Raw genomic sequence first — 22,376 nt, forward strand, 5'->3', positions numbered from 1 at the left:
GCCGTTGCCGCCGGCGCCGCCGCTCTGCCCGGGCGCCCCCGACCCGCCGTTGCCGCCGTTGCCGACCAAGATGCCGCCAGCCCCGCCGGCCTGCCCAGTGCCCGTCGCGCCATTGGTGCCATCACCGATCAGCGGGCGCCCCAACAAAGTGTTGGTGGGTGCATTGATCATGCCCAGGACGTCTTGCTCGAGGGTCTGCAACGGCGACACATTTGCCGCCTCGGCGGCCGCATACGAGCCCGCCGCGCTGTGCAAGGCCTGCACAAAGTCCGCGTGAAACGCCGCCGCCTGGGCGTTAAGCGCCTGAAACTGCTGGGCATGATCGGAAAACAGGGCGGCGATCGCCGCCGAGACCTCGTCACCGGCCGCCGCGATCACCGCTGTCGTGGGGGCCGATGCCGCCGCGCTCGCCGCGGTCAATGACGACCCGATACCGGTCGCATCAGCCGCCGCCGTCACCAACAATTCCGGTGCTGCAACCACAAACGACGCCACGCGGGGACTCCTCCCGGAAAGGACCGACACGACCGTGTCGCACGATACAGTCGTATCGTCAGCACGGACCATACAGGTGTACCGTCACCAGCCACAGGAAAAGCGGCAGTTTCGTCCGAATCATTTTTTTGGTGGGGGCGATCCCCATGGGGCGTTGCTGCGGCCGGGCACAGTCCGCACCGCACCACCTCGAATCGACGCTGGTCGAGCCGTGCGCTGGCGACGATACGATTGTATGGTGCCGCTCCGGGCGTGTCGCGAAGGCGCTGTTGGCAGCCTGTCTACTCTGAGGTGATGACCGGCGAGGTGGCGATTGCTTCGAACAGCGGGGTCGAGCCGTCGAGCATCCTGCGCATCCGCGATGCGGCGTTGGGACTTTTCGCCGTCCACGGCGCCGAAGCCGTCTCAATGCGCACGATCGCCAAAGCCGCAGGGGTCTCGCTGGGGCTGGTCCAGCACCACTTCACCACCAAGGGCAACCTCATTCACGCTGTCGATGAGTATGTGATGACGGTGCTCACCGAGTCGCTGGCGGCGCCCTTGGCCTCGGTGCCGGGTGATCCCGTCGCGGACGCCGCAGACCGGGTGACTTCGCTGTTCGCCGAACACATCGAGGTCGTGGACTACCTGTGCCGGGCTCTGATCGACGGCACCCCGATCGGGGTGCGCGTCTTCGACGGCCTGGTCGAGATCTGCACCGGCTACTGGGCTCAGATCCAAGAACAAGGCCTTACCCAGCCCGACCTGGACCCGGTCTGGATGGTGCTCAACCCCCTGACCCTGGTGCTCGGCATGTTCATGCTGAACTCGCATCTGAGCCGGCACCTGCCCGAAGCCATGACCACGCCCTCGCAACTGCAGAGATGGCGAGATGCGACAGAGGTCATCATCGCGTCCGGCCAACTACGACGGCCCGGCCAGTAACCTCACCCGACGGGATCCTTTTCGTGGGAGGGTTTCGGCTGCGGGAGCCAGTCCCATGCCGTCGCCGAGACTGAAACTACGCGCGCCCGCATCGGCGTGTCGTCTGCGTAGTTGCAGTGTCGCGGTAATGGACCCCGCGCCCGACTGGGACACTGGCGAGCCCGCCGGCCAAGGCCACTAGGCTGGCGGGGTGTTTGAATCCCTGTCCGACCGATTGACCGGTGCCCTTTCGGGGCTGCGCGGCAAGGGTCGACTGACCGACGCCGATATCGAGGCGACCACCCGCGAGATCCGGCTGGCTCTGCTGGAAGCCGACGTTTCCCTGCCCGTGGTGCGGGCGTTCGTCGGCCGGATCAAGGAGCGCGCCAAGGGCGCCGAGGTCTCGGGTGCCCTCAACCCGGCGCAACAGGTCGTCAAGATCGTCAACGAGGAACTCGTCGGCATCCTGGGCGGCCAGACCCGCCAGCTGGCGTTCGCGAAAGCGCCGCCGACGGTCGTGATGCTGGCCGGCCTGCAGGGTTCCGGTAAGACGACGCTGGCCGGCAAGCTGGCCGCGTGGCTGCGCGGCCAGGGCCACACGCCGCTCCTGGTGGCCTGCGACCTGCAGCGGCCCGCCGCGGTCAACCAGCTGCAGGTCGTCGGCGAACGCGCCGGCGTACCGGTGTTCGCGCCGCATCCCGGCGCTCCATCTGCTGGCCCGGATACCGGGCCACTCGGCGATCCCGTCGCCGTCGCGGCGGCGGGGCTGGCGGAAGCCCGGGCCAAGCACTTCGACGTCGTCATCGTCGACACCGCCGGCCGGCTGGGCATCGACGACGAGCTGATGGGCCAGGCCGCGGCCATCCGCGACGCCGTCGACCCCGACGAGGTGTTGTTCGTCCTCGACGCGATGATCGGCCAGGACGCCGTCACCACCGCCGAAGCGTTCCGCGAGGGCGTCGGATTCACCGGCGTGGTGCTCACCAAGCTCGACGGCGACGCCCGCGGTGGCGCCGCGCTGTCGGTCCGCGAGGTGACCGGCGTGCCGATCCTGTTCGCGTCCAGCGGCGAGAAGCTGGAGGACTTCGACGTCTTCCACCCCGACCGAATGGCCGGCCGCATCCTGGGCATGGGCGACGTGCTGACGCTGATCGAGCAGGCCGAGCAGGTCTTCGACGCGCAGCGCGCCGAGGAGGCCGCCGCCAAGATCGGCAGCGGCGAGCTCACGCTGGAGGACTTCCTCGAGCAGATGCTCGCCATCCGCAAGATGGGCCCGATCGGCAACCTGCTGGGCATGCTGCCCGGCGCCGGCCAGATGAAGGACGCCCTGGCCGAGGTCGACGACAAGCAGCTCGACCGGCTGCAGGCCATCATCCGCGGGATGACGCCCCAGGAGCGCGCCGACCCGAAGGTCATCAACGCGTCGCGGCGGCTGCGCATCGCCAACGGCTCGGGGGTGACGGTGTCGGAGGTCAACCAGCTGGTCGACCGCTTCTTCGAGGCCCGCAAGATGATGTCGTCGATGCTCGGCGGCATGGGCATCCCCGGCCTGGGCCGCAAGTCGGCGACCCGAAAGGCCAAGGGGGCAAAAGGCAAGAAGGGCAAGAAGGGCGGGCGCGGGCCGACGCCGCCGAAGGCCAGGAACCCGCTCATGCAGGGCATGCCGGGCATGCCGGCCGGGTTCCCCGATCTGTCGCAGATGCCCGAAGGTCTCAACGAGCTGCCGCCGGGGCTGGCCGACTTCGACCTGTCCAAGCTGAAGTTCCCCGGCAACCCGGGCAAGAACTAGCCGCGCCGTGCGGATGCACGTGCGCGGTCGGGCGCTGCCCGGCGAGACCGAGCTGCAGCTCTGGATCGTCGACGGCCGCATCAGCACCGAGCCGGTCGCCGGCGCCGACACCGTTTTCGACGGCGGCTGGGTGTTGCCCGGGCTGGTCGACGCGCACTGCCACGTCGGGCTCGGCGATGACGGCGAGATCCCGCTCGAGGAGGCGATCGGCCAGGCCGAGGCCGAACGCGACGCCGGTGCGCTGCTGCTGCGCGACTGCGGCGCCCCGACCGACACCCGCAGCCTCGACGACCGCGATGACCTGCCGCGCATCATCCGCGCGGGGAAGCACCTGGCCAGGCCCAAGCGCTATGCGCGGGGCTTTGCCGTCGAGCTCGACGACGAATCCCAGCTGCCGGAGGCGGTCGCCCGGGAGGCGAAGCGCGGCGACGGCTGGATCAAGCTGGTCGGCGACTGGATCGACCGCGGCGTCGGCGACCTGGCCCCGCTGTGGTCCGACGACGTGCTCAAGGCCGCGATCGCGGCCGCGCACGAACACGGCGCGCGCGTCACCGCGCACGTCTTCAGCGAGGAGGCCCTGCCCGGCCTGATCAACGCCGGCATCGACTGCATCGAGCACGGCACCGGGCTCACCGACGACACGATCGCGTTGATGGTCGAGCATCAGACGGCGCTGGTGCCGACGCTGATCAACACCCTGGAGAACTTTCCGGGCATCGCGGAGGCGGCGGGGCGCTTCCCCGCCTACGCCTCGCACATGCGGGACCTGCACGCCCGCTGCCCGGCGCGGACGGCCGCGGCACGCGAGGCGGGCGTGCGTGTGTACGCCGGCAGCGACGCGGGCAGCATGATCGCGCACGGGCGGATCGCCGACGAGGTCGAGGCCCTCAAGGGCATCGGGATGAGCCCGACCGAGGCGCTGGGCGCGGCGTGCTGGGACGCCCGCCGCTGGCTGGGCCGGCCCGGCCTGGAATACGGGGCGCCGGCCGACCTGTTGTGCTACGCCGAGGACCCGCGACAGGGTCCCGGTGTGTTGAACCGGCCCGACCTGGTGATACTGCGGGGCAAGGCCTTTCGGCCCCACGGCTAGGCGCGCGAGACGTCGCGATCGCGGATAGGATGCTTGGAATGGCGTTGGCCAGCGGCGCGACCTTCGCCGGTTACCTGGTCGCGCGGAGGCTGGGATCCGGACCGACTGGCACGGTGTACCTTGCCCAAGATCCCCGGGCGTCGCGCTGGCAGGCGTTGAAGGTCCTCTCGCCGGCGCTGTCGGACGACGGCGAATTCCGCCGGCGGTTCACCGATGAGATCTCGGCCGCGACGCGCCTGCATCACCCGAACATCGTGGAGGCGCGCGACCGCGGCGACTTCGACGGTCAGCTCTACGTCGCGATGGAGTATGTCGAGGGGATCAACGCCGCGCGGCTGATCGCCGATCGATTCCCAGCGGTCGCACCGGCGGGCGAGGTGCTCGCCATCGTGACCGCCCTCGCCGGCGCCCTCGACTACGCGCACCAGCGCGGGCTGCTGCATCGCGACGTCAAACCCGCCAACGTCTTGTTGACGGGTCGGGATGAGGGCGAGGAACGGACTCTGTTGACGGACTTCGGGGTGGTCCGCCGCCCCGGCACGGCCGGCTACGCCGCCCCCGAGCAACTGCTGGGCGCCGGCCTCGACGCGCGGGCCGACCAGTACGCATTGGCCGCGACCGCGTTTCACCTGCTGACCGGCGCGCCGCCGCCGCCCGACGGCGCACCGCCCAGGATCAGCGAACAACGCCCGGAACTGGCGCGCCTCGACGGCGTGTTCGCCCGGGCGCTCGCCAACGCCGCTGAGGACCGGTTCGGGAGCTGCGGCGAGTTCGCCGCGGCGGCGAACGAGCAGGCGGGCGCTGCCGGCGGCGATCGGGGTCCCGAAGCCGTCCTCGTGGCCGAGTTCCCGGCGTATGCGCGCCGGGCCGCGCGCGGGCGGGCCGGATCGCCGGCCCCCCGCCGGGAGAGCCCGTCCGGGGCGTCCGGGGCGACCGCGCCCGACGAGCGCGGGGCGGCGAAGACCGCACCCCGCAGGCGCTGGACGCGCAGGCGCGCGGTGGGCGCGGTCGCGGTGCTGCTCGTCGCGGCGATGCTCGCGCTCGGCTTCCTCATCGGGCGCAAGACCGACGCGACCGTCGCCCCCGCCGGGCGCCCGACGACGAGCGCGCCGGCCGCACCCGCCCCCGTCGGCCCCGCTTCGCCGGCGCCCGGGCCCCCTCGCTAACCCCGCTTGATCAGCGCTTTTGCCGGGACTCGCCGACTCTGCGGAAAAGATTGCGAGTGCTTGCTATCTATGTTACGGTTCCTGGCAACTCGACAACCCTGGAGGAAACCGTGACCTACGACGTGATCATTCGCGACGGGCTGTGGTTCGACGGCACCGGCAGCGCGCCGCAAACCCGCACGCTCGGCATCCGCGACGGCGTGGTCGCCACGGTGTCGGCCGCGCCGCTGGACGAGACAGGTTGCCCCGAGGTGATCGACGCGGCCGGCAAGTGGGTCGCGCCGGGCTTCATCGACGTGCACACCCACTACGACGCCGAGGTGCTGCTGGACCCGGGGCTGCGGGAGTCGGTGCGCCACGGCGTCACCACCGTGCTGCTGGGCAACTGCTCGCTGTCGACGGTCTACGCCGATTCCGAGGACGCGGCCGACCTGTTCAGCCGCGTCGAGGCCGTGCCGCGGGAATTCGTGCACGGCGCTTTGGATTCCAACAAGACGTGGTCGACGGCCGCGGAGTACGTCGAGGCGATCGACGCCCTGCCGCTCGGGCCGAATGTCGGCTCCCTGCTTGGTCATTCGGACCTGCGCACCGCGGTGCTGGGTCTCGACCGCGCCACCGACGCCACCGTCCGGCCCACCGATGCCGAGATGGACCGGATGGCGGCGCTGTTGGAGGAGGCGCTCGACGCCGGGATGCTCGGCATGTCCGGCATGGACGCGGCCATCGACAAGCTCGACGGCGACCGCTTCCGGTCGCGCGCGCTGCCGTCGACGTTCGCCACCTGGCGGGAACGGCGCAAGCTGATCAAGGTCCTGCGCACGCGCGGGCGGATGCTGCAGAGCGCCCCCGATGTCGAGAACCCGTCGTCGGCGCTGATGTTCTTCCTGACCAGCAGCCGAATCTTCGGCCGCGGCAAGGGCGTTCGCATGAGCATGCTGGTGTCCGCGGACGCCAAGTCGATGCCGCTGGCGGTCCACACGTTCGGGTTCGGCACCCGCATGCTGAACAAGTTCCTGGGCTCGGCCGTGCGATTCCAGCACCTGCCGGTCCCGTTCGAGCTGTACTCCGACGGGATCGACCTGCCGGTCTTCGAGGAGTTCGGCGCCGGAACGGCGGCCCTGCACCTGCGCGACCAACTGCAACGCAACGAGCTGCTGGCCGACCAGGAATACCGCCGCAAGTTCCGCCGCGAGTTCGACCGGATCAAGCTCGGACCGTCGTTGTGGCACCGCGACTTCCACGACGCCGTCATCGTCGAATGCCCCGACGCCTCGTTGATCGGCAAGAGCTTCGGCGCGATCGCCGACGAGCGCGGGCTGCACCCGCTCGACGCGTTCCTCGACGTGCTCGTCGAAAACGGCGAGCGCAACGTGCGGTGGACGACCGTCGTGGCCAATCACCGGCCCAAGCAGCTCGACAAGCTCGCCAACGAGCCGAGCATCCACATGGGCTTCTCCGACGCCGGCGCGCACCTGCGCAACATGGCCTTCTACAACTTCGGCCTGAAGATGCTCAAGCGCACCCGCGACGCGCAGCGGGCCGGCGCGCCGTTCATGTCCACCGAGCGGGCGGTGCATCGCCTGACCGGCGAACTGGCCGAGTGGTTCGGTATCGACGCCGGCACGCTGCGCGAGGGCGACCGCGCCGACTTCGTCGTGATCGATCCGGCCGGGCTCAACGAGGCGGTGGACGGCTATCACGAGGAAACCGTGCCGTTCTACGGCGGCCTGCGACGCATGGTCAACCGCAACGACGACGCCGTCGTCGCGACCGGTGTGGGCGGCGCCGTCGTCTTCGGTAAGGGCCAATTCCGTGACGGCTACGGCCAATCCGTGAAGTCCGGGCGCTATCTGCGGGCGGGGGAACGCGCCGCCCTGAGTGTGAGCGCCTGACATGGCCAGGACCCAGCAGCAGCGGCGGGAGGAAACCGTCGGGCGGCTCATCGACGCCTGCATCGACACGATCGTCGAGGTCGGCTACGCCCGGGCATCGGCCGCCGTGATCACCAAGCGCGCCGGGGTGTCCGTCGGCGCCCTGTTCCGCCACTACGAGACCATGGGCGACTTCATGGCCGCCACCGCATCCGAGGTATTGCGTCGACAGCTGGAGTCCTTCACCAAGGGCGTCGCCGAAATCCCGGCCGACCGGCCGGCGCTCGAGGCCGCGCTGACGATACTCCGCGACATCACCGGCGGGCCCACCAATGCGGTGGTCTACGAGCTGTTGGTCGCCGCGCGCACCGACGAAAAGCTCAGGGAGACTTTGCAACACGAGCTGGGCCAGTACTCCGCCAAGATCGTCGAGGCCGCCCGGGCCCTGCCCGGCGCCGAGGGCTTCCCCGAGGAGACGTTCCCGGTCGTCGTGGCGCTGATGACGAACGTGTTCGACGGGGCCGCCGTGGTGGAGGGCGTGCTGCCGCAGCGGGCGATCGCGGAGCAGCGGATTCCGGTGCTCACGGCGCTGCTGACCGCGGCGCTGCCGAATGTTGGCTTATAGCAGGCGATTACAGCGATCCGATGCCGGTCTCGGGGTTGAGCGCGAAGCCCCAGTCGAACAGGCTGCCGGCCTGATCCCAATACGTGGGACCGCCGGCTTTCACCAGCCCGTACATCATCGCGATCACCAACCGGCGGCCACCGCGCGCCGCGGCGCCGACGAAGGTCTTGCGGGCCGCGTCGGTGAAGCCGGTCTTGCCGCCGATGGCGCCGGGGTAGCGCGCCAACAGCTCGTCCTGGTTGGTGATGGGTTCGTTGCCGTGATCGCCGGGGAACATCGCCGACGGTTCGGCGGTGATCTGGGCGAACACCGGGTTGGCCATGGCGGCCCGGAAGATGACGGCCAGGTCGTGCGCCGTCGAGGTCCCGGAGCCACCCGGGCCGTCCAGGCCCGACGGGGTCGCCGCGTGGGTGCTCGTCGCACCCAGCGACGCGGCCTTGGCGTTCATCTTGGCGACCGTCGCGTCGGTCCCGCCCAGCAGGTGGGCGAGCGTGTTGGCGGCGTCGTTGCCCGACACCAGGAGCAGCGCGTCCAGCAACTGGCGCGCGGTGTAGGTGCGGCCGGGCTTGATGCCGACGCAGTTGCACTCGACCTCGGTGTCGGCGACGTCGGCGACGACGGTCGAGTCCAGGCTCACCTGGTCCAGCGCCACCAGCGCCAACAGCACCTTGATGGTGCTCGCGGGTGGGTGCGGCACGTTCTGGTCGCGGCCGGCCAGCACCTGACCGCCGTCGAGGTCGGCGACGATCCAGGTCTGGGCCGGGCCCTCCGGGATGGGCACCGAGCCGATGGGCTGCGCCTGGTCGGCCCTGGCGGGCGTCACTCCGACGGTCGCACCGGAAGCGAGGGCCACCAGCAGGGCGGCGACCACTGCCACAAGCTTTCGCATGGCCGCAAAGTTTAACTTCCGGGCTTGGGCCCCGGCTATTTCGGCCTCAGTGCCAGGGCATGTCGCGCCAGGAGTAGTTCGCTCCGTCGCCGATGTCGTGCACGCCGTAGTAGTCCCAGAAGTAGTCGTGGCAGACGTTGCCGTCCCACGGGACCGGCCGGCCCGCCGGAAGGACATCGCCGGGGCACCAGTGCTGGCAGGATTTCCCGGCCGGGCAGGGGGCGGCCTCGGCCGAAGGCGCGGCCGGCCCCGCACCCCCGAACATCAACAGCGTCGTTGCTAATCCCACGAATGCCGCTTTCATAAACCGGGGATTATTCCCCGTGCTCGCCGCTGGTGTCCTGCGAAGACGGGAAAATTGCCGCGCTGGGTTCATGTGGGGCTCCTTCGTTGCTGGCGGTCGTGCGGCAAGTGCACACCGCCCGCGTGGCTACCGATCCCAACCTCCGATCAGCTGCGGTGTTGAATCGATGCATGTTGAGCCTGGAAGAAATTTCCGACCGCCTCGAGATCCAGCAGCTGCTGGTCGACTACTCCACCGCCATCGACAACCGCCGATTCGACGACCTGGACAGGGTGTTCACCGAAGACGCGTACATCGACTACACCGCCCTCGGGGGCATCGAGGGCCACTATCCGGAGGTCAAGAAGTGGCTGTCGGAGGTGCTGCCGAACTTCCCGGTGTACGCACACATGCTCGGCAACTTCTCGGTGAACGTCGACGGGGATAAGGCCTCATCGCGGGTGATCTGCTTCAACCCGATGGTGCTCGGCGGCGACAAGGGCCAGGTGCTGTTCTGCGGGCTCTGGTACGACGACGAGTTCCTGCGCACCGCGGAGGGCTGGCGGATGACCCGGCGAGTCGAAGCGAAGGTCTTCCAGAAGGTGATGTGACGGAATTTCAGTCCGGGGGCCGCGTTCTGGCACAATGGGCGGCTGTCCGCCGCGCGGTTACGACCGGCCGGTGGTCACACACGCGAGGCAAAACCGGATCCGGGTATCCCGCCCGAATCGCTGAATTGCAGCGTGACACCACAGGAGATATCGCTTAACCATGGCTGTGAAGATCAAGCTCACCCGGCTTGGCAAAATCCGCAATCCCCAGTACCGCATCGCCGTCGCCGACGCGCGCACCCGCCGCGACGGCCGCTCGATCGAGGTCATCGGCCGGTACCACCCGAAGGAAGAGCCGAGCCTCATCGAGATCAACTCCGAGCGCGCCCAGTACTGGCTGTCGGTGGGCGCCCAGCCGACAGAGCCCGTCCTCAAGCTGCTGAAGATCACCGGTGACTGGCAGAAGTTCAAGGGGCTGCCCGGCGCCGAGGGCAGCCTGAAGACCAAGCCGGCCAAGCCCTCCAAGCTGGAGCTGTTCAACGCCGCGCTGGCCGAGGCCGACGGCGGTCCCACCACCGAGGCCGCCAAGCCGAAGAAGAAGGCACCGGCCAAGAAGGCCGCCAAGGCCGCCGAAGAGGCGCCCGCGGCCGCCGCCGCCGCTGCCGAGCCGGCCGCCGCCGCCGCCGAGCCGGCCGCCGACGCGCCTGCCGAGGCCGGCGAGCAGCCCGAGCCCGCCGCACCCGCCGCGGAAAGCTGACCCAGGTGAGCACGGTCGTCGTTGACGCAGTCGAGCACCTGGTCCGCGGGATCGTCGACAATCCGGACGATGTCCGGGTGGACATGGTGACCAATCGGCGTGGGCGCACCGTCGAGGTGCACGTCCACCCCGACGACCTCGGCAAGGTGATCGGTCGGGGCGGACGCACCGCGACCGCGTTGCGCACACTGGTCGCCGGGATCGGTGGCCGCGGTATCCGCGTCGACGTGGTGGACACCGACCAGTAGCGGGGCGCTGCGGATGGAACTCCCTTGGAGTTGACGGTCGGGCGCGTGGTCAAGGCGCACGGCATCGGCGGCGAGCTTGTCGTGGAGGTCCGCACCGACGATCCCGCCGCCCGCTTCGCCCCGGGTAACACGTTGCGCGCCAAGAACTCTCGGAGCGGCGACGAAGCCAGCTTCGTCGTCGATCAGGTGCGCGAGCACGGCGCGCGGCTGCTGGTTCGGTTGGCCGGGGTGGACGACCGCGACGCCGCCGACGCGTTACGAGGCAGCTTGTTCCTGGTGGACTCCGCGGAGCTGCCGCCGATCGACGAGCCGGATACCTACTACGACCACCAACTCGAGGGCCTGAGCGTCCGCACCACGACGGGGCGGGACGTCGGCGTCGTCACCGAGGTGCTGCACACCGCCGGCGGTGAGCTGCTGGCGGTGCGGCGCGGCGACGGCGGGGAGGTGCTGGTTCCGTTCGTCGGCGCGATCGTCACGTCGGTGTCGCTGGACGACGGCACTGTCGAGATCGATCCGCCCGAGGGTCTGCTGGACCTGGCATGAGGATCGACGTCGTCACCATCTTCCCGGCCTATCTCGAGCCCCTGCGACAATCGTTGCCCGGCAAGGCGATTGCGTCGGGCCTGGTGGATCTGCAGGTGCACGACCTGCGGCGCTGGACCTACGACGTGCACCACTCGGTGGACGACGCGCCCTACGGCGGCGGCCCGGGGATGGTGATGAAGGCGCCGGTGTGGGGCGAGGCGCTGGACGAAACGTGTTCCGGCGACACGCTTCTGGTCGTGCCCACCCCCGCCGGCGCGCTGTTCACGCAGGCGACCGCGCAGCGCTGGAGCGCCGAGCGGCACCTGGTGTTCGCCTGCGGGCGGTACGAGGGCATCGACCAGCGGGTCATCGAGGACGCCGCCCGACGGATCCGGGTCGAAGAGGTGTCGATCGGTGACTACGTGTTGCCGGGCGGGGAGTCCGCGGCCGTGGTGATGATCGAAGCCGTGCTACGGCTGGTGGGCGGCGTGCTGGGCAATCCCGCGTCGCTGCAGGAGGATTCGCACTCGCCGGCGCTGGACCGGCTGCTGGAGGGCCCCAGCTACACCCGGCCGCCGAGCTGGCGTGGCCTCGACGTCCCCGAGGTCCTGTTGTCCGGTGATCACGCGCGCATCGCCGCCTGGCGCCGCGAGGTCTCGCTGCAGCGCACGCGGGAACGCCGCCCCGATCTGTTGGACGAGTAGCAGCCCTGCGCCGTAACCGGCGAGGCTCAGATCCGACCGCTGGGGAAGATCGTCTTGACGGCCTGGGTGATGGTCTGCCGCGCGGTGGCGTCGTCGGAGGACTGCAGCGACTGGACCACCATGACGTAGCGGTGGTCCGCGCCGATCACGCCCGTCGACAGGTGCACCCAGTCGCTGCCGATGCAGCACATCCAGCCCTGCTTGACGGCGACCGGTTCGGCGAACAGGCCCTCCGGAATGCCGAACCGCTGCGGGTAGCCGTCGATCCCGGTGGGGGTGGACTGGGCCAGGTCGTTGACGATGATCATGCCGCGCTCGGCGGGCAGCCCGCCCGACCCGTCCAGCAGCATGTCGTAGTAGCGGACCAGGTCGGTCAGCGAGCTCATCGTGTTCCACCAGCGCCCGTCGCTGGGCGGGGTGGTGGATGACAGGCCGTAGCGGGTCGCGACCTGGCTGATGATCGCGTCGCCGCCGCCCTGACCCCAGAACTTCTCTGCCGCGCCGTCGTCGGACGACTGCAACATGACGTCCAGGGCCTGCCGGTCCTCCGGGGACAGGGTGGTCCTGCCCTGGGACTCGGCCAGCAGCAGGTCGTCGGCGATGAACAGCTTGGCCACCGAGGCGGTGCCGATGACCTGGCTGTTGCCGTTGGAGACCAGCTCATGCGTCTTGCGATCGAGCACGGCCACCGACAGCGTGGCCCCGGCGACGGCGGAATCGTCGATGGCCTGCTGAATCCGCGCCGGCAGACCGCCGAACACGGTTCCGGCCAGCGCCTGCGGTGGCCCGTGCATCGGCACGGCGTCCAGCAGCAGCTGAACCATCTCGGGCTGCTTGAGCGGCTGACGCACGGGCGCGCTGGTCTCCGGGCTTTCCGACACCTTCGGTTGGCTTTGGCGGTCCACCAGAGCCTCGTCGCACCCCGCCAGCACCAGCGTCACCGCCGCCACGGCGGCGAGCACGGTGAGCGGGCGGGGGCGCATGTGTGGATCTCCTTGGTTGCCTCGGGCGCAAACGGGCCGATTGGCGCGTTTGGACCCGAGTCATATGTAACCACTCACCAGCGTCTTCGGCTGCGTATGAACCGCGACGTTTACATGTGATTTTCAATGCACGCGGGCCATCTGGCACAATTGCTCAGTTGTCTCGAACCCGTCAGCGGGCCGGGCCGCTTGCCGGCCGCTGCGAGATACGCATAAAAGCCCGAAACCCATCGGCTTGTGACCGCCCCACGCCCGGCGTGTGGCACGCGTCGTAGGCCGCGACCGCAAGGATGTGTCTTTCTACGATGAACAGGCTGGACTTCGTCGACCAGGCGTCGCTGCGCGACGACATCCCGGCCTTCAGCCCGGGCGACACCATCAACGTGCACGTCAAGGTCATCGAGGGCGCCAAGGAGCGTATCCAGGTGTTCAAGGGCGTGGTGATCCGCCGACAGGGCGGAGGCATCCGCGAGACGTTCACCGTGCGCAAGGAGAGCTATGGCGTCGGCGTCGAGCGGACCTTCCCGGTGCACTCGCCGAACATCGACCACATCGAGGTGGTAACCCGTGGCGACGTGCGCCGCGCGAAGCTGTACTACCTGCGTGAACTCCGCGGCAAGAAGGCCAAGATCAAGGAAAAGCGCTGACCGGACGCGGTTCACCAGGCCACAATCAATGCTGGCTACGCTGATCCCGTGACCGACAACCCGGACCCATCTGCGCCCCAGTCCGACGCCGGCCAGCCGGAGCCGAAGGTCTCCACCCGCGACCCCGACGCGTCCGACGCGTCCCCGTCGCTCGACGCGGCCGAGCCGGAGCCCAAGAAGAAGTCCACGCTGCGCGAACTCGCGATCCTCGCGGTGATCGCGATCGCGCTCTACTACTTCATGCTGACGTTCATCGCCCGCCCGTACCTGATTCCGTCGGAATCGATGGAGCCCACCCTGCATGGCTGCACCGGGTGCGTCGGGGACCGGATCATGGTGGACAAGGTCACTTACCGGTTTTTCGGCGCTCCGCGCCCCGGTGACGTCATCGTCTTCAAGGGGCCGCCGGCGTGGAACGCCGGATACAAATCGATCCGTTCGAACAACACCGCGCTGCGCTGGGTGCAGGACGGTCTGTCGGTCATCGGTTTCGTGCCGCCCGACGAAAACGACCTGGTGAAGCGCGTCATCGCGGTCGGGGGACAGACCGTGCAGTGCCGGGCCGACACCGGGCTGACGGTCGACGGTAAGCCGCTCAAGGAGCCGTACCTGGATCCGAACACCATGATGGCCGACCCGGCGAAGTACCCGTGCCTGGGCAGCGAGTTCGGGCCCGTCGCCGTCCCGCAGGGACGGCTGTGGGTGATGGGCGACAACCGGACGCACTCGGCGGACTCCCGGGCCCACTGCACCAGCGTCCCGGCCGAAGCTCTCAAAGGCATCCTGTGCACCGGTGACCCGAATTCGGGAACGGTGCCGGTGTCCAACGTCATCGGCAAGGCGAGGTTCATCGTGTGGCCGCCGTCGCGCTGGGGCGGGGTCGGATCGGTGAATCCCCAACAGGGTCAATAGCCGTGACCACCACGTGGCCGCCGCGGACGGTGATCCGCAAGTCGTCCGGGATGCGCACCCTGGAGTCGGCGCTGTATCGCAGCGGCCTGGGGCCGGTGGCCGGGGTGGACGAGGTGGGCCGCGGCGCCTGCGCGGGCCCGCTGGTGGTGGCGGCCTGCGTGCTCGGTCCGGGCAGATTGGAAAGCCTTGCCGCCCTTGACGATTCGAAGAAGCTTACCGAAAAGCTGCGGGAGCGACTGTTCCCCCTGATCCGCCGCTACGCGTTGGCCTACCACGTGGTGTTCATCCCTTCGACCGAGGTCGACCGCCGCGGGGTACACGTGGCCAACATCGAGGGCATGCGGCGCGCGGTGGCCGGCCTGTCCGTCCGTCCGGGGTATGTGCTCAGCGACGGCTTCCGCGTGCCCGGGCTGCCGATGCCGTCGCTGCCGGTGATCGGGGGGGACGCCGCGGCCGCCTGCATCGCCGCGGCGAGCGTGCTGGCGAAGGTCAGCCGCGACCGGCTGATGGTCGCCATGGACGCCGACCACCCGGGCTACGGCTTCGCCGACCACAAGGGCTACAGCACCCCGGCGCACTCGACGGCGCTGACCCGGCTGGGGCCCTGCGCCGAGCACCGCTATTCGTTCATCAACGTCCGGCGCGTGGCTCTAGGGCCAGACGGATCGGGCGCCCGGGTGGTGGCGGAGTGCAAACCCGACCCTCCCGCCGACCGGGACGGGTACCGGTGAGGAAAGATGGGACAGGTTCCCACGTGGCGACGGAGGCGTCTGAGCAGATGAGTGGCAGATGAGCGCAGAAGATCTCGAAAAGTACGAAACCGAGATGGAGCTCTCGCTCTACCGCGAATACAAGGACATCGTCGGTCAGTTCAGCTACGTCGTGGAAACCGAGCGGCGCTTCTATCTGGCTAACAGCGTGGAGATGGTGCCGCGCAACGCCGACGGCGAGGTGTACTTCGAGCTGCGACTGTCCGACGCCTGGGTGTGGGATATGTACCGGCCGGCCCGTTTCGTCAAGCAGGTGCGGGTGGTCACCTTCAAGGACGTCAACATCGAAGAGGTCGAAAAGCCCGAACTGCGGCTGCCCGAGTAGCGCGAGCGTCTAGGTGTTCGGCGGGAGCGTCGTCTCGCCGTCGGACGGCAGCTGACCGCGGCCTTCGATGACGGCGCGCGCCACGTCCGCCAGCTTGATGTTCAGCGCCTGGGAGTGGCGCCGCAGCAGGTCGAACGCCTGATCCTCGGTCATGTTGTGCAGCAGCATCAGCATGCCGACCGCCTTGCCGATCTCGCGGTTGCTCAGCAGCCCCCGCCGCAGGCTCGAGGCGTCCTCGCCCTTGACGACCGCGTTGATGGCCACGCTGGCGAACGCCGCCAGCACCGCCGCCCGGCCGGCCGACTCGGCGTCGAACATGTTGGGCGTGTCGCTGAACAGGTTCAGCGCGGCCCCCTTGCGCTTCTCAACCAACAGCCGAAAGCCCATGGCCCCGCGCACCGGGGTTTCCGCGACCAGGACGGCGGCCAGCTTGGGCCACAGCGACGGCGTGGTCAGGTCGGTGTCGATCTGGGGCGTCTCCTCCTCGATGGCGTCGATGCAGGGACCGTCTCCGGCGCGCCGCTCCAGCTCGTCGACCTGGTGTGCGAGGCGGTCGCTCGCGCCGACCGTGACGTAGCGGTCGCCCTCCCGCAGCATCAGGCTGGCGTGGTCACAGCCGCGGACGGTCAGGGTCGCGGCGATGCAGATGGCGGCGTACATCTGGGCGGCGTCCGAGCCCTGATAGATGATCTCGGCGAGGGCGGCGAAGACGGTCGCCGGGTCGGCCTTGTCCCCGCCCGGTGTCGGACCGTCCGCGACGGCATGTGCGTCGTCTGCCACGTCGTGTCCCCGTTCCTGCGGTGCCGGTGTTGACCCGCAATCGCCGTAGATTATCGGTAGCCAACACGGGTCCCACACGCTGTATGGCCGGTTGCCGGGCAAATGGGCGGCGTGGCTGCTCACGCTTCCCTGTCGAGAGTATCGACTTGCGAGTTTGGTCACTCGTGGTTTCGAAGCCGTGCGGGAGGGAAGGTCATCCCAAATGGGGCTGACCGTTGCGGTGACCGGACCGACCGGGGAGATCGGCATCTCGGCGGTGACGGCGCTCGAGCGTGAGCCCGCGGTGGACACCATCATCGGGATGGCGCGACGGCCGTTCGACCCGGTTTCGTGCGGCTGGCAAAAGACCGTCTACCAGCGGGGCGACATCCTCGACCGCGAGGCCGTCGACGCCCTGGTGGCGCAGGCCGACGTGGTGGTCCACCTGGCGTTCATCATCATGGGCTCCCGCGAGGAGAGCTCGCGCATCAACCTGCAGGGCACCCGAAACGTATTCGAGGCGACGGTCGCCGCCGAGCGCCCGCGGCGCCTGGTGTACACGTCGTCGGTGGCGGCCTACGGCTACCACTCCGACAATCCGGTCCCGCTGACCGAGGACGTGCCCACCCGGGGATCCGCCGAGCACTACTACTCGGCGCAGAAGGCGGCGTGTGAGGCGCTGCTGGCCGACATCACCAAAGGCTCGTCGCTCGAGGTGTTCGTCCTGCGGCCGTGCATCGTCGCCGGGCCCAAGGCGACCGCGCTGGCCGACGCGATGCCGTGGAATCAGCTGCCCGGCCCGGTGCGCGCCATTTCCAAGGTGGCGCCGATGCTCAAGCCGGTGGTGCCCGATCCGGGTTTCCCGCTGCAGTTGGTCCACCACGACGACGTCGCCGAAGCGATCGCGTTGGCGGCGACGGCCCCGGCGCCGCCCGGGGCATACAACATCGCCGGCGACGGCCTGGTGACGGTTTCCGAGGTGGTCAAGGCGCTGGGCGGCCGGCCGGTACGGGTGCCCGCCGTGGCCGCCTCGGCGGCGTCCGCGGCGATTTCGCGGGTCCCGTTCGTCCCGTCCATGCTGGAATGGCTGCACGTCGCTCGGACATCGGTGGTGATGGACACCACCAAGGCGAGGACCCAGCTGGGCTGGCGGCCGGTCCACTCGGCGCAGGAGACGCTGGCGGCGCTGGCCCATGTAGTTTGATCGCATGAGGTTCCGGCGCCGGTGAGCCATGTGACGGCGCGTCGACGCGCGCAGCATCTCACCGCCGATCGGGCCGTCACCCGACCGGAAACCCTGGCCGTCGAGGAGCCGTTGGAGATCCGCGTCAACGGCGCCCCGGTCACGGTGACGATGCGCACCCCCGGCTCGGATTTCGAACTGGCGCAAGGGTTTCTGCTTACCGAGGGGGTCATCGCGGGCCGCGACGACGTGCTGACCATCCGCTACTGCGGCGGCCGCGGCGAGGACGGAACCAACACCTACAACGTCGTGGACGTGACCCTGGCTCCCGGGGTCGAACCGCCCGAGCTGGACGTCACCCGCAACTTCTACACCACCTCGTCGTGCGGGGTGTGCGGCAAGGCGTCGCTGGAGGCGGTGCGGCTGACGAGCCGCTTCTCGCCCGGCGCGGATCCGGCGACCGTCGCCGCGGCCACGCTGAAGGCCATGCCCGACCAACTTCGCTCCGCGCAAAAGGTTTTCGACAGCACCGGGGGGCTGCACGCCGCGGCCCTGTTCGGCGTCGACGGCACCGCGCTGGTGGCGCGCGAGGACATTGGCAGGCACAACGCGGTCGACAAGGTGATCGGCTGGGCACTGGAGCATGAGCGGGTACCGCTGCAGGCCTGCATTCTCCTGGTCAGCGGGCGGGCGTCGTTCGAGTTGACGCAAAAGGCCGTGATGGCAGGGATTCCCGTGCTGGCGGCGGTGTCGGCGCCGTCGTCGCTGGCGGTGTCGCTGGCCGAGGACGCCGGGCTGACGCTGGTGGCCTTCCTGCGCAAGGACTCGATGAACGTCTACACCAGGGCGGACCGCGTCACGTAGTCGCTGTGGATGGGCGCCCGACTGGGGATAACCCGGTGTTTGCGGCGGGCGCGGGCGGCAGTGGCGGTCCGCCCTGTCGCGGTCAACGGGCACCGTGGCCCCCATGACGACCCATAAGACGATGACTCGTGTCCAGCTGGGCGCGATGGGCGAGGCGCTCGCCGTGGATCACCTGACCCGGATGGGGTTGCGGATCCTGGGCCGCAACTGGCGCTGCCGCTACGGCGAGCTGGACGTGATCGCCGCCGACGAGGCCACCCGCACCGTGGTCTTCGTCGAGGTGAAGACCCGCACCGGCGACGGCTACGGCGGGCTGGCGCACGCGGTGACACCGCGGAAGGTCTGGCGGTTGCGCCGGCTGGCCGGGCTGTGGCTGGCCGGCCAGGACAGGCGGTGGGCGGCGCTGCGCATCGACGTGATCGGCGTGCGGGTCGGGCGCCGCCGGATCCCGGAGATCACCCACTTGCAGGGAGTCGGCTGATGGCGCTCGGGCGGGCGTTCTCGGTCGGGGTGCGCGGATTGGACGGCGCGACAGTGGAAATCGAGGCCGACATCTCGTCCGGCCTTCCCGGGGTGCACCTGGTGGGCCTCGCCGATGCGGCCCTGCAGGAGTCGCGCGACCGGGTCCGGGCGGCGGTCACCAACTGCGGCAACGACTGGCCCCAGGCCCGGCTCACGCTCGCGCTGTCGCCGGCGACGCTGCCGAAGATGGGGTCGGTTTACGACATCGCCTTGGCCGCCGCGGTGCTGTCGGCGCAGCGCAAGCGCCCGTGGGAGCGGCTGGAGAAGACGGTGCTGCTGGGTGAGCTCTCGCTGGACGGCCGGGTGCGCCCGGTGCGCGGGGTCCTGCCGGCGGTGCTGGCCGCCAAGCGCGACGGCTGGCCGGCCGTCGTCGTCCCGGTGGACAACCTGGCCGAGGCCAGCCTGATCGACGGGATCGACGTCTGGGGCGTGCGCACGCTGCGGCACTTGCAGGGTTGGCTTAGTGGCTCCGGCGGGCTGGAGCCCAGGATCGGCGCGGGGCCCACGGACCCGGAGCCGGCGGCGGATCTGGCCGACGTGATCGGACAGGCGCAGGCGCGGTTCGCGGTGGAGGTCGCGGCCGCCGGGGCGCATCACCTCATGCTGACCGGGCCGCCCGGGGTGGGCAAAACGATGCTGGCGCAACGCCTTCCGGGATTGTTGCCGCCGCTGTCGGACGGTGAGTCCCTCGAGGTGACCGCGATCCACTCGGTGGCCGGGTTGCTGACGGCGGACACGCCGCTGATCACCAGGGCGCCGTTCGTGGCGCCGCACCACAGCTCCAGCGTCGCGGCGCTCGTCGGCGGGGGATCGGGGATGGCGCGCCCGGGCGCCGTCAGCCGGGCGCACCGCGGGGTGCTGTTCCTCGACGAATGCGCCGAGATCAGCGTCAGCGCGCTGGAAGCCCTGCGAACCCCGTTGGAGGACGGGGAGATTCGCCTCGCCCGACGCGACGGCGTGGCTTGTTACCCCGCCCGCTTCCAGCTGGTGCTGGCCGCCAACCCGTGCCCGTGCGCGCCGGCGGACCCGCAGGACTGCCTGTGCGCGGCCGCGGCCAAACGCCGCTACCTGGGCAAGCTGTCCGGGCCCCTGATGGATCGGGTCGACCTGCGGGTGGAGATGCATCCGGTGCGTGCCGGGGCGTTCGCGGTCACCGCGGGGGAATCGACGGCGCAGGTGCGCCGGCGGGTGGCGGCGGCCCGCGACGCGGCCGCCGAACGCTGGAAACCACACGGTTTCCGCACCAACGCCGAGGTCAGCGGGACGTTGCTGCGGCGCAAGTTTCGCCCCAGCAACGCCGCGATGGAGCCGCTGAAAAGGGCGCTGGACCACGGGCTGCTCAGCATCCGCGGCCTGGACCGCACGTTGCGGGTCGCGTGGAGCCTGGCGGACCTGGCCGGCCGGGTCTCGCCGGGGCTTGACGAGGTCTCCACCGCGCTCAGCTTCCGGCAGCCGGGGGCGCGGCGATGAACGATCCGGTGTCGCTGGCGTGGGCCTACCTGTCCCGGGTGGCCGAACCGCCCTGCCAGCCGCTCGCCGCGCTGGTACGACGCGTGGGCCCGGTGGAGGCTGCCGACCGGGTCCGGCGCGGGTCGGTCGATGCCGAGCTGGCGCGGCACACCGAGGCCAGGCGCGAAATAGACCGGGCCGCGGCGGATCTCGAGCTTCTCGGCGACCGCGCCGGGCGATTGATCACACCCGACTGCGACGAGTGGCCGCTGCTCGCGTTCGCGGCCTTCGGAAACGCCGAGGTCAGGTCGCGCGGCGGGCCGCCGATGGTGTTGTGGGCGATGGGCCCCGAGCGCCTCGACGAGGTGGCCCACCGCGCGGCCGCGGTGGTCGGGACCCGCGCCGCGACCGCCTACGGCGAGCAGGTGGCCGCCGACCTGGCCGCCGGGCTGGTCGAGCGCGACGTCACGGTGGTCTCCGGCGGCGCCTACGGCATCGACGGCGCGGCGCACCGCGCCGCGCTGGATTGCGAGGGAAGCACCGTGGCCGTCTTGGCGGGCGGTCTCGACATCCCTTATCCCGCAGGACATTCCGGGCTGCTGCATCGCGTCGGCCGAACCGGGCTGTTGTTCAGCGAATACCCGCCGGGGGTCCGCCCGGCCCGGCACCGGTTTCTCACCCGCAACCGCCTGGTCGCCGCGGTCGCGGGGGCGGCGGTGGTGGTGGAGGCGGGCCTGCGCAGCGGCGCCGCGAACACCGCCGCCTGGGCACGGGCGCTGGGCCGGGTGGTGGCCGCGGTGCCCGGGCCGGTGACCTCCTCGGCCTCGGCGGGCTGTCACGCGCTGCTGCGCAATGGCGCGCAGCTGGTCACCCGCGCCGACGACGTCGTCGAGCTGGTGGGCCGCATCGGTGAGCTGGCACCCGAACAATCGCGCCCCACCACCGCACTCGACGGGCTGGGCGACACCGAGCGCCGGGTGTTTGAGGCCTTGCCCGGCCGCGGCGCCGCCACCGTCGACGAGGTCGCCGTCGCGTCGGCGCTGCCCCCGCAGCAGGTGCTCGGGCCGCTGGCGATCCTCGAGCTGGCCGGGTTGGCGCAGCGCCAGGACGGGCGGTGGCGGATCGTCCGGGCCGCCGGCCGCCACTCCGCGGCCGGGAGCTCAGCGGCGCGGCTCGTATAGTCGACGGGGGTCGGGTCTGGACAGGAGGACAAGTGGCGGGTCGACCTCTGCAAAGCTTCGAAGTTGTCCGCACCGAGCAACTCACCCGGCATATGGTTCGGGTGGTGCTCGGCAGCCGTCATTTCGACACGTTCACGCCCAGCAAGTTCACCGACTCCTACGTCAAGCTGGCATTCGTCGCCGAGGACGTCGACGTGGCCGGGCTGCCGCAGCCGTTGACCCTGGACAGCTTCGCCGACCTGTCGCCGGAGAAGAGGCCTTCGGTGCGGACCATGACGGTCCGCGGCGTCGACGTCGCTGCCCGCGAGCTGACCTTGGACATCGTGGTGCACGGCGAGCACGGGATCGCGGGCGCGTGGGCGGCGTCGGCCCGGCCCGGTCAGCCGATCTACCTGATGGGCCCCGGCGGCGCCTACACCCCCGACCCGGCCGCCGACTGGCACCTGCTGGCAGGCGACGAATCGGCGCTCCCGGCCATCGGCGCCGCGCTGGAAGCGTTGCCCCCCAACGCCGTCGGCAAGGCCTTCCTCGAGGTCGCCGGGCCCGAAGACGAGATCCCGCTGACCGCGCCGGAGAACGTCGAGGTGAGCTGGGTCTACCGCGGCGGCCGCGCCGACCTGGTGCCCGAGGACCGCGCCGGGGATTTCGCGCCGCTCATCGAGGCGGTCACCACCGCCCCGTGGCTGCCCGGGCAGGTGCACGTGTTCATCCACGGCGAGGCCCAGGCCGTCATGCACAACCTGCGGCCCTACATCCGCAAAGAGCGTGGCGTGGACGCGAAATGGGCGTCGTCGATCTCGGGTTACTGGCGGCGTGGCCGCACCGAGGAGACGTTCCGGCAGTGGAAGAGGGAACTGGCCGAGGCGGAGGCGGGCGCTTAAC

General features: G+C 70.2%; 26 protein-coding genes. 21 read left to right on the top strand and 5 right to left on the bottom strand.

Going from position 1 to position 22,376, the window contains the following annotated elements:
• A partial coding sequence (locus A5787_RS10160; protein WP_231993921.1) for a PE family protein occupies positions 1-495 on the bottom strand: 495 nt, incomplete at its 3' end.
• Positions 496-789: 294 nt separating this feature from the next.
• Between A5787_RS10160 and A5787_RS10165 the strand changes: the two genes are divergently transcribed.
• The 6 genes from A5787_RS10165 to A5787_RS10190 all read left to right on the top strand — a co-directional run bounded on the left by A5787_RS10165 (position 790) and on the right by A5787_RS10190 (position 7,939).
• Positions 790-1,419, top strand: coding sequence for a TetR/AcrR family transcriptional regulator (locus A5787_RS10165; RefSeq protein WP_066965466.1), 630 nt, complete (start codon positions 790-792; stop codon positions 1,417-1,419).
• Between the two features lie 190 nt (positions 1,420-1,609).
• Positions 1,610-3,187 carry a signal recognition particle protein gene (gene ffh / locus A5787_RS10170; RefSeq protein WP_066965468.1) on the top strand — a complete coding sequence of 526 codons (1,578 nt, stop codon included), beginning with the start codon at positions 1,610-1,612 and terminating at the stop codon, positions 3,185-3,187.
• A 13-nt stretch (positions 3,188-3,200) separates the two neighbouring features.
• Complete coding sequence (locus tag A5787_RS10175; RefSeq protein WP_156763878.1) at positions 3,201-4,277, top strand: amidohydrolase family protein; 1,077 nt, start codon at positions 3,201-3,203, stop codon at positions 4,275-4,277.
• 38 nt (positions 4,278-4,315) lie between these two features.
• Positions 4,316-5,443, top strand: coding sequence for a serine/threonine-protein kinase (locus tag A5787_RS10180; protein WP_066965473.1), 1,128 nt, complete (start codon positions 4,316-4,318; stop codon positions 5,441-5,443).
• 98 nt (positions 5,444-5,541) lie between these two features.
• On the top strand, positions 5,542-7,335 hold the full coding sequence (locus tag A5787_RS10185) for an amidohydrolase family protein (protein WP_066965708.1): 1,794 nt from the start codon (positions 5,542-5,544) through the stop codon (positions 7,333-7,335).
• A gap of 1 nt (position 7,336) precedes the next feature.
• Positions 7,337-7,939 carry a TetR/AcrR family transcriptional regulator gene (locus A5787_RS10190; protein ID WP_066965476.1) on the top strand — a complete coding sequence of 201 codons (603 nt, stop codon included), beginning with the start codon at positions 7,337-7,339 and terminating at the stop codon, positions 7,937-7,939.
• Between the two features lie 7 nt (positions 7,940-7,946).
• Here the strand turns inward: A5787_RS10190 and A5787_RS10195 are convergent, their stop codons facing one another.
• A complete protein-coding gene (locus tag A5787_RS10195; protein ID WP_066965479.1) occupies positions 7,947-8,828 on the bottom strand; it encodes a D-alanyl-D-alanine carboxypeptidase family protein in 882 nt (293 codons plus the stop codon).
• A gap of 46 nt (positions 8,829-8,874) precedes the next feature.
• The gene (locus A5787_RS10200) at positions 8,875-9,117 is read right to left on the bottom strand and encodes a hypothetical protein (protein WP_156763874.1); all 243 of its coding nucleotides are present in this window, start codon (positions 9,115-9,117) and stop codon (positions 8,875-8,877) included.
• A 185-nt stretch (positions 9,118-9,302) separates the two neighbouring features.
• Between A5787_RS10200 and A5787_RS10205 the strand changes: the two genes are divergently transcribed.
• From A5787_RS10205 to trmD, 5 genes are all read left to right on the top strand, one after another.
• Positions 9,303-9,722, top strand: coding sequence for a nuclear transport factor 2 family protein (locus A5787_RS10205; RefSeq protein ID WP_066965484.1), 420 nt, complete (start codon positions 9,303-9,305; stop codon positions 9,720-9,722).
• 160 nt (positions 9,723-9,882) lie between these two features.
• Positions 9,883-10,419: a 30S ribosomal protein S16 gene (gene rpsP, locus A5787_RS10210; RefSeq protein ID WP_066965488.1), complete on the top strand. Its 537-nt coding sequence runs from the start codon at positions 9,883-9,885 to the stop codon at positions 10,417-10,419.
• Positions 10,420-10,424: 5 nt separating this feature from the next.
• Complete coding sequence (locus tag A5787_RS10215; protein WP_029114920.1) at positions 10,425-10,667, top strand: RNA-binding protein; 243 nt, start codon at positions 10,425-10,427, stop codon at positions 10,665-10,667.
• A gap of 24 nt (positions 10,668-10,691) precedes the next feature.
• Positions 10,692-11,213 (top strand): ribosome maturation factor RimM, encoded by a 522-nt coding sequence (rimM, locus tag A5787_RS10220; protein ID WP_066965493.1) that lies wholly within the window; start codon positions 10,692-10,694, stop codon positions 11,211-11,213.
• On the top strand, positions 11,210-11,899 hold the full coding sequence (gene trmD, locus A5787_RS10225; RefSeq protein ID WP_066965495.1) for a tRNA (guanosine(37)-N1)-methyltransferase TrmD: 690 nt from the start codon (positions 11,210-11,212) through the stop codon (positions 11,897-11,899). Before rimM ends, trmD begins: the two co-directional genes overlap by 4 nt.
• Before the next feature lie 26 nt (positions 11,900-11,925).
• Here the strand turns inward: trmD and A5787_RS10230 are convergent, their stop codons facing one another.
• Positions 11,926-12,882: a hypothetical protein gene (locus A5787_RS10230; protein ID WP_066965498.1), complete on the bottom strand. Its 957-nt coding sequence runs from the start codon at positions 12,880-12,882 to the stop codon at positions 11,926-11,928.
• A 305-nt stretch (positions 12,883-13,187) separates the two neighbouring features.
• Between A5787_RS10230 and rplS the strand changes: the two genes are divergently transcribed.
• The 4 genes from rplS to A5787_RS10250 are packed head-to-tail and all read left to right on the top strand — an operon-like array spanning position 13,188 to position 15,536.
• Positions 13,188-13,529, top strand: a complete 342-nt coding sequence (gene rplS / locus A5787_RS10235) for a 50S ribosomal protein L19 (RefSeq protein ID WP_012393605.1) — start codon at positions 13,188-13,190, stop codon at positions 13,527-13,529.
• A 48-nt stretch (positions 13,530-13,577) separates the two neighbouring features.
• The gene (gene lepB / locus A5787_RS10240) at positions 13,578-14,441 is read left to right on the top strand and encodes a signal peptidase I (RefSeq protein ID WP_066965500.1); all 864 of its coding nucleotides are present in this window, start codon (positions 13,578-13,580) and stop codon (positions 14,439-14,441) included.
• A 2-nt stretch (positions 14,442-14,443) separates the two neighbouring features.
• Positions 14,444-15,172: a ribonuclease HII gene (locus tag A5787_RS10245; RefSeq protein ID WP_066965502.1), complete on the top strand. Its 729-nt coding sequence runs from the start codon at positions 14,444-14,446 to the stop codon at positions 15,170-15,172.
• Between the two features lie 58 nt (positions 15,173-15,230).
• Positions 15,231-15,536 carry a DUF2469 domain-containing protein gene (locus A5787_RS10250; RefSeq protein WP_007171389.1) on the top strand — a complete coding sequence of 102 codons (306 nt, stop codon included), beginning with the start codon at positions 15,231-15,233 and terminating at the stop codon, positions 15,534-15,536.
• Between the two features lie 9 nt (positions 15,537-15,545).
• Here A5787_RS10250 and A5787_RS10255 read toward each other — a convergent pair whose 3' ends face one another.
• A complete protein-coding gene (locus tag A5787_RS10255; protein WP_066965505.1) occupies positions 15,546-16,316 on the bottom strand; it encodes a GAF and ANTAR domain-containing protein in 771 nt (256 codons plus the stop codon).
• Between the two features lie 202 nt (positions 16,317-16,518).
• Between A5787_RS10255 and A5787_RS10260 the strand changes: the two genes are divergently transcribed.
• From A5787_RS10260 to A5787_RS10285, 6 genes are all read left to right on the top strand, one after another.
• Positions 16,519-17,499, top strand: a complete 981-nt coding sequence (locus A5787_RS10260) for an NAD-dependent epimerase/dehydratase family protein (protein ID WP_066965507.1) — start codon at positions 16,519-16,521, stop codon at positions 17,497-17,499.
• Between the two features lie 21 nt (positions 17,500-17,520).
• Positions 17,521-18,342, top strand: a complete 822-nt coding sequence (fdhD, locus tag A5787_RS10265) for a formate dehydrogenase accessory sulfurtransferase FdhD (protein ID WP_066965509.1) — start codon at positions 17,521-17,523, stop codon at positions 18,340-18,342.
• Between the two features lie 103 nt (positions 18,343-18,445).
• On the top strand, positions 18,446-18,823 hold the full coding sequence (locus tag A5787_RS10270) for a YraN family protein (protein WP_066965511.1): 378 nt from the start codon (positions 18,446-18,448) through the stop codon (positions 18,821-18,823).
• On the top strand, positions 18,823-20,334 hold the full coding sequence (locus A5787_RS10275; protein WP_066965514.1) for a YifB family Mg chelatase-like AAA ATPase: 1,512 nt from the start codon (positions 18,823-18,825) through the stop codon (positions 20,332-20,334). The genes A5787_RS10270 and A5787_RS10275 overlap by 1 nt, the downstream gene beginning before the upstream one ends.
• The gene (gene dprA, locus A5787_RS10280) at positions 20,331-21,494 is read left to right on the top strand and encodes a DNA-processing protein DprA (protein WP_066965516.1); all 1,164 of its coding nucleotides are present in this window, start codon (positions 20,331-20,333) and stop codon (positions 21,492-21,494) included. The genes A5787_RS10275 and dprA overlap by 4 nt, the downstream gene beginning before the upstream one ends.
• 32 nt (positions 21,495-21,526) lie before the next feature.
• Complete coding sequence (locus A5787_RS10285) at positions 21,527-22,375, top strand: siderophore-interacting protein (RefSeq protein WP_066965518.1); 849 nt, start codon at positions 21,527-21,529, stop codon at positions 22,373-22,375.
• The last annotated feature ends 1 nt before the right edge of the window (position 22,376 follow it).

Source organism: Mycobacterium sp. 852002-50816_SCH5313054-b (genome assembly GCF_001667185.1).
Classification (GTDB): Bacteria; Actinomycetota; Actinomycetes; order Mycobacteriales; family Mycobacteriaceae; genus Mycobacterium.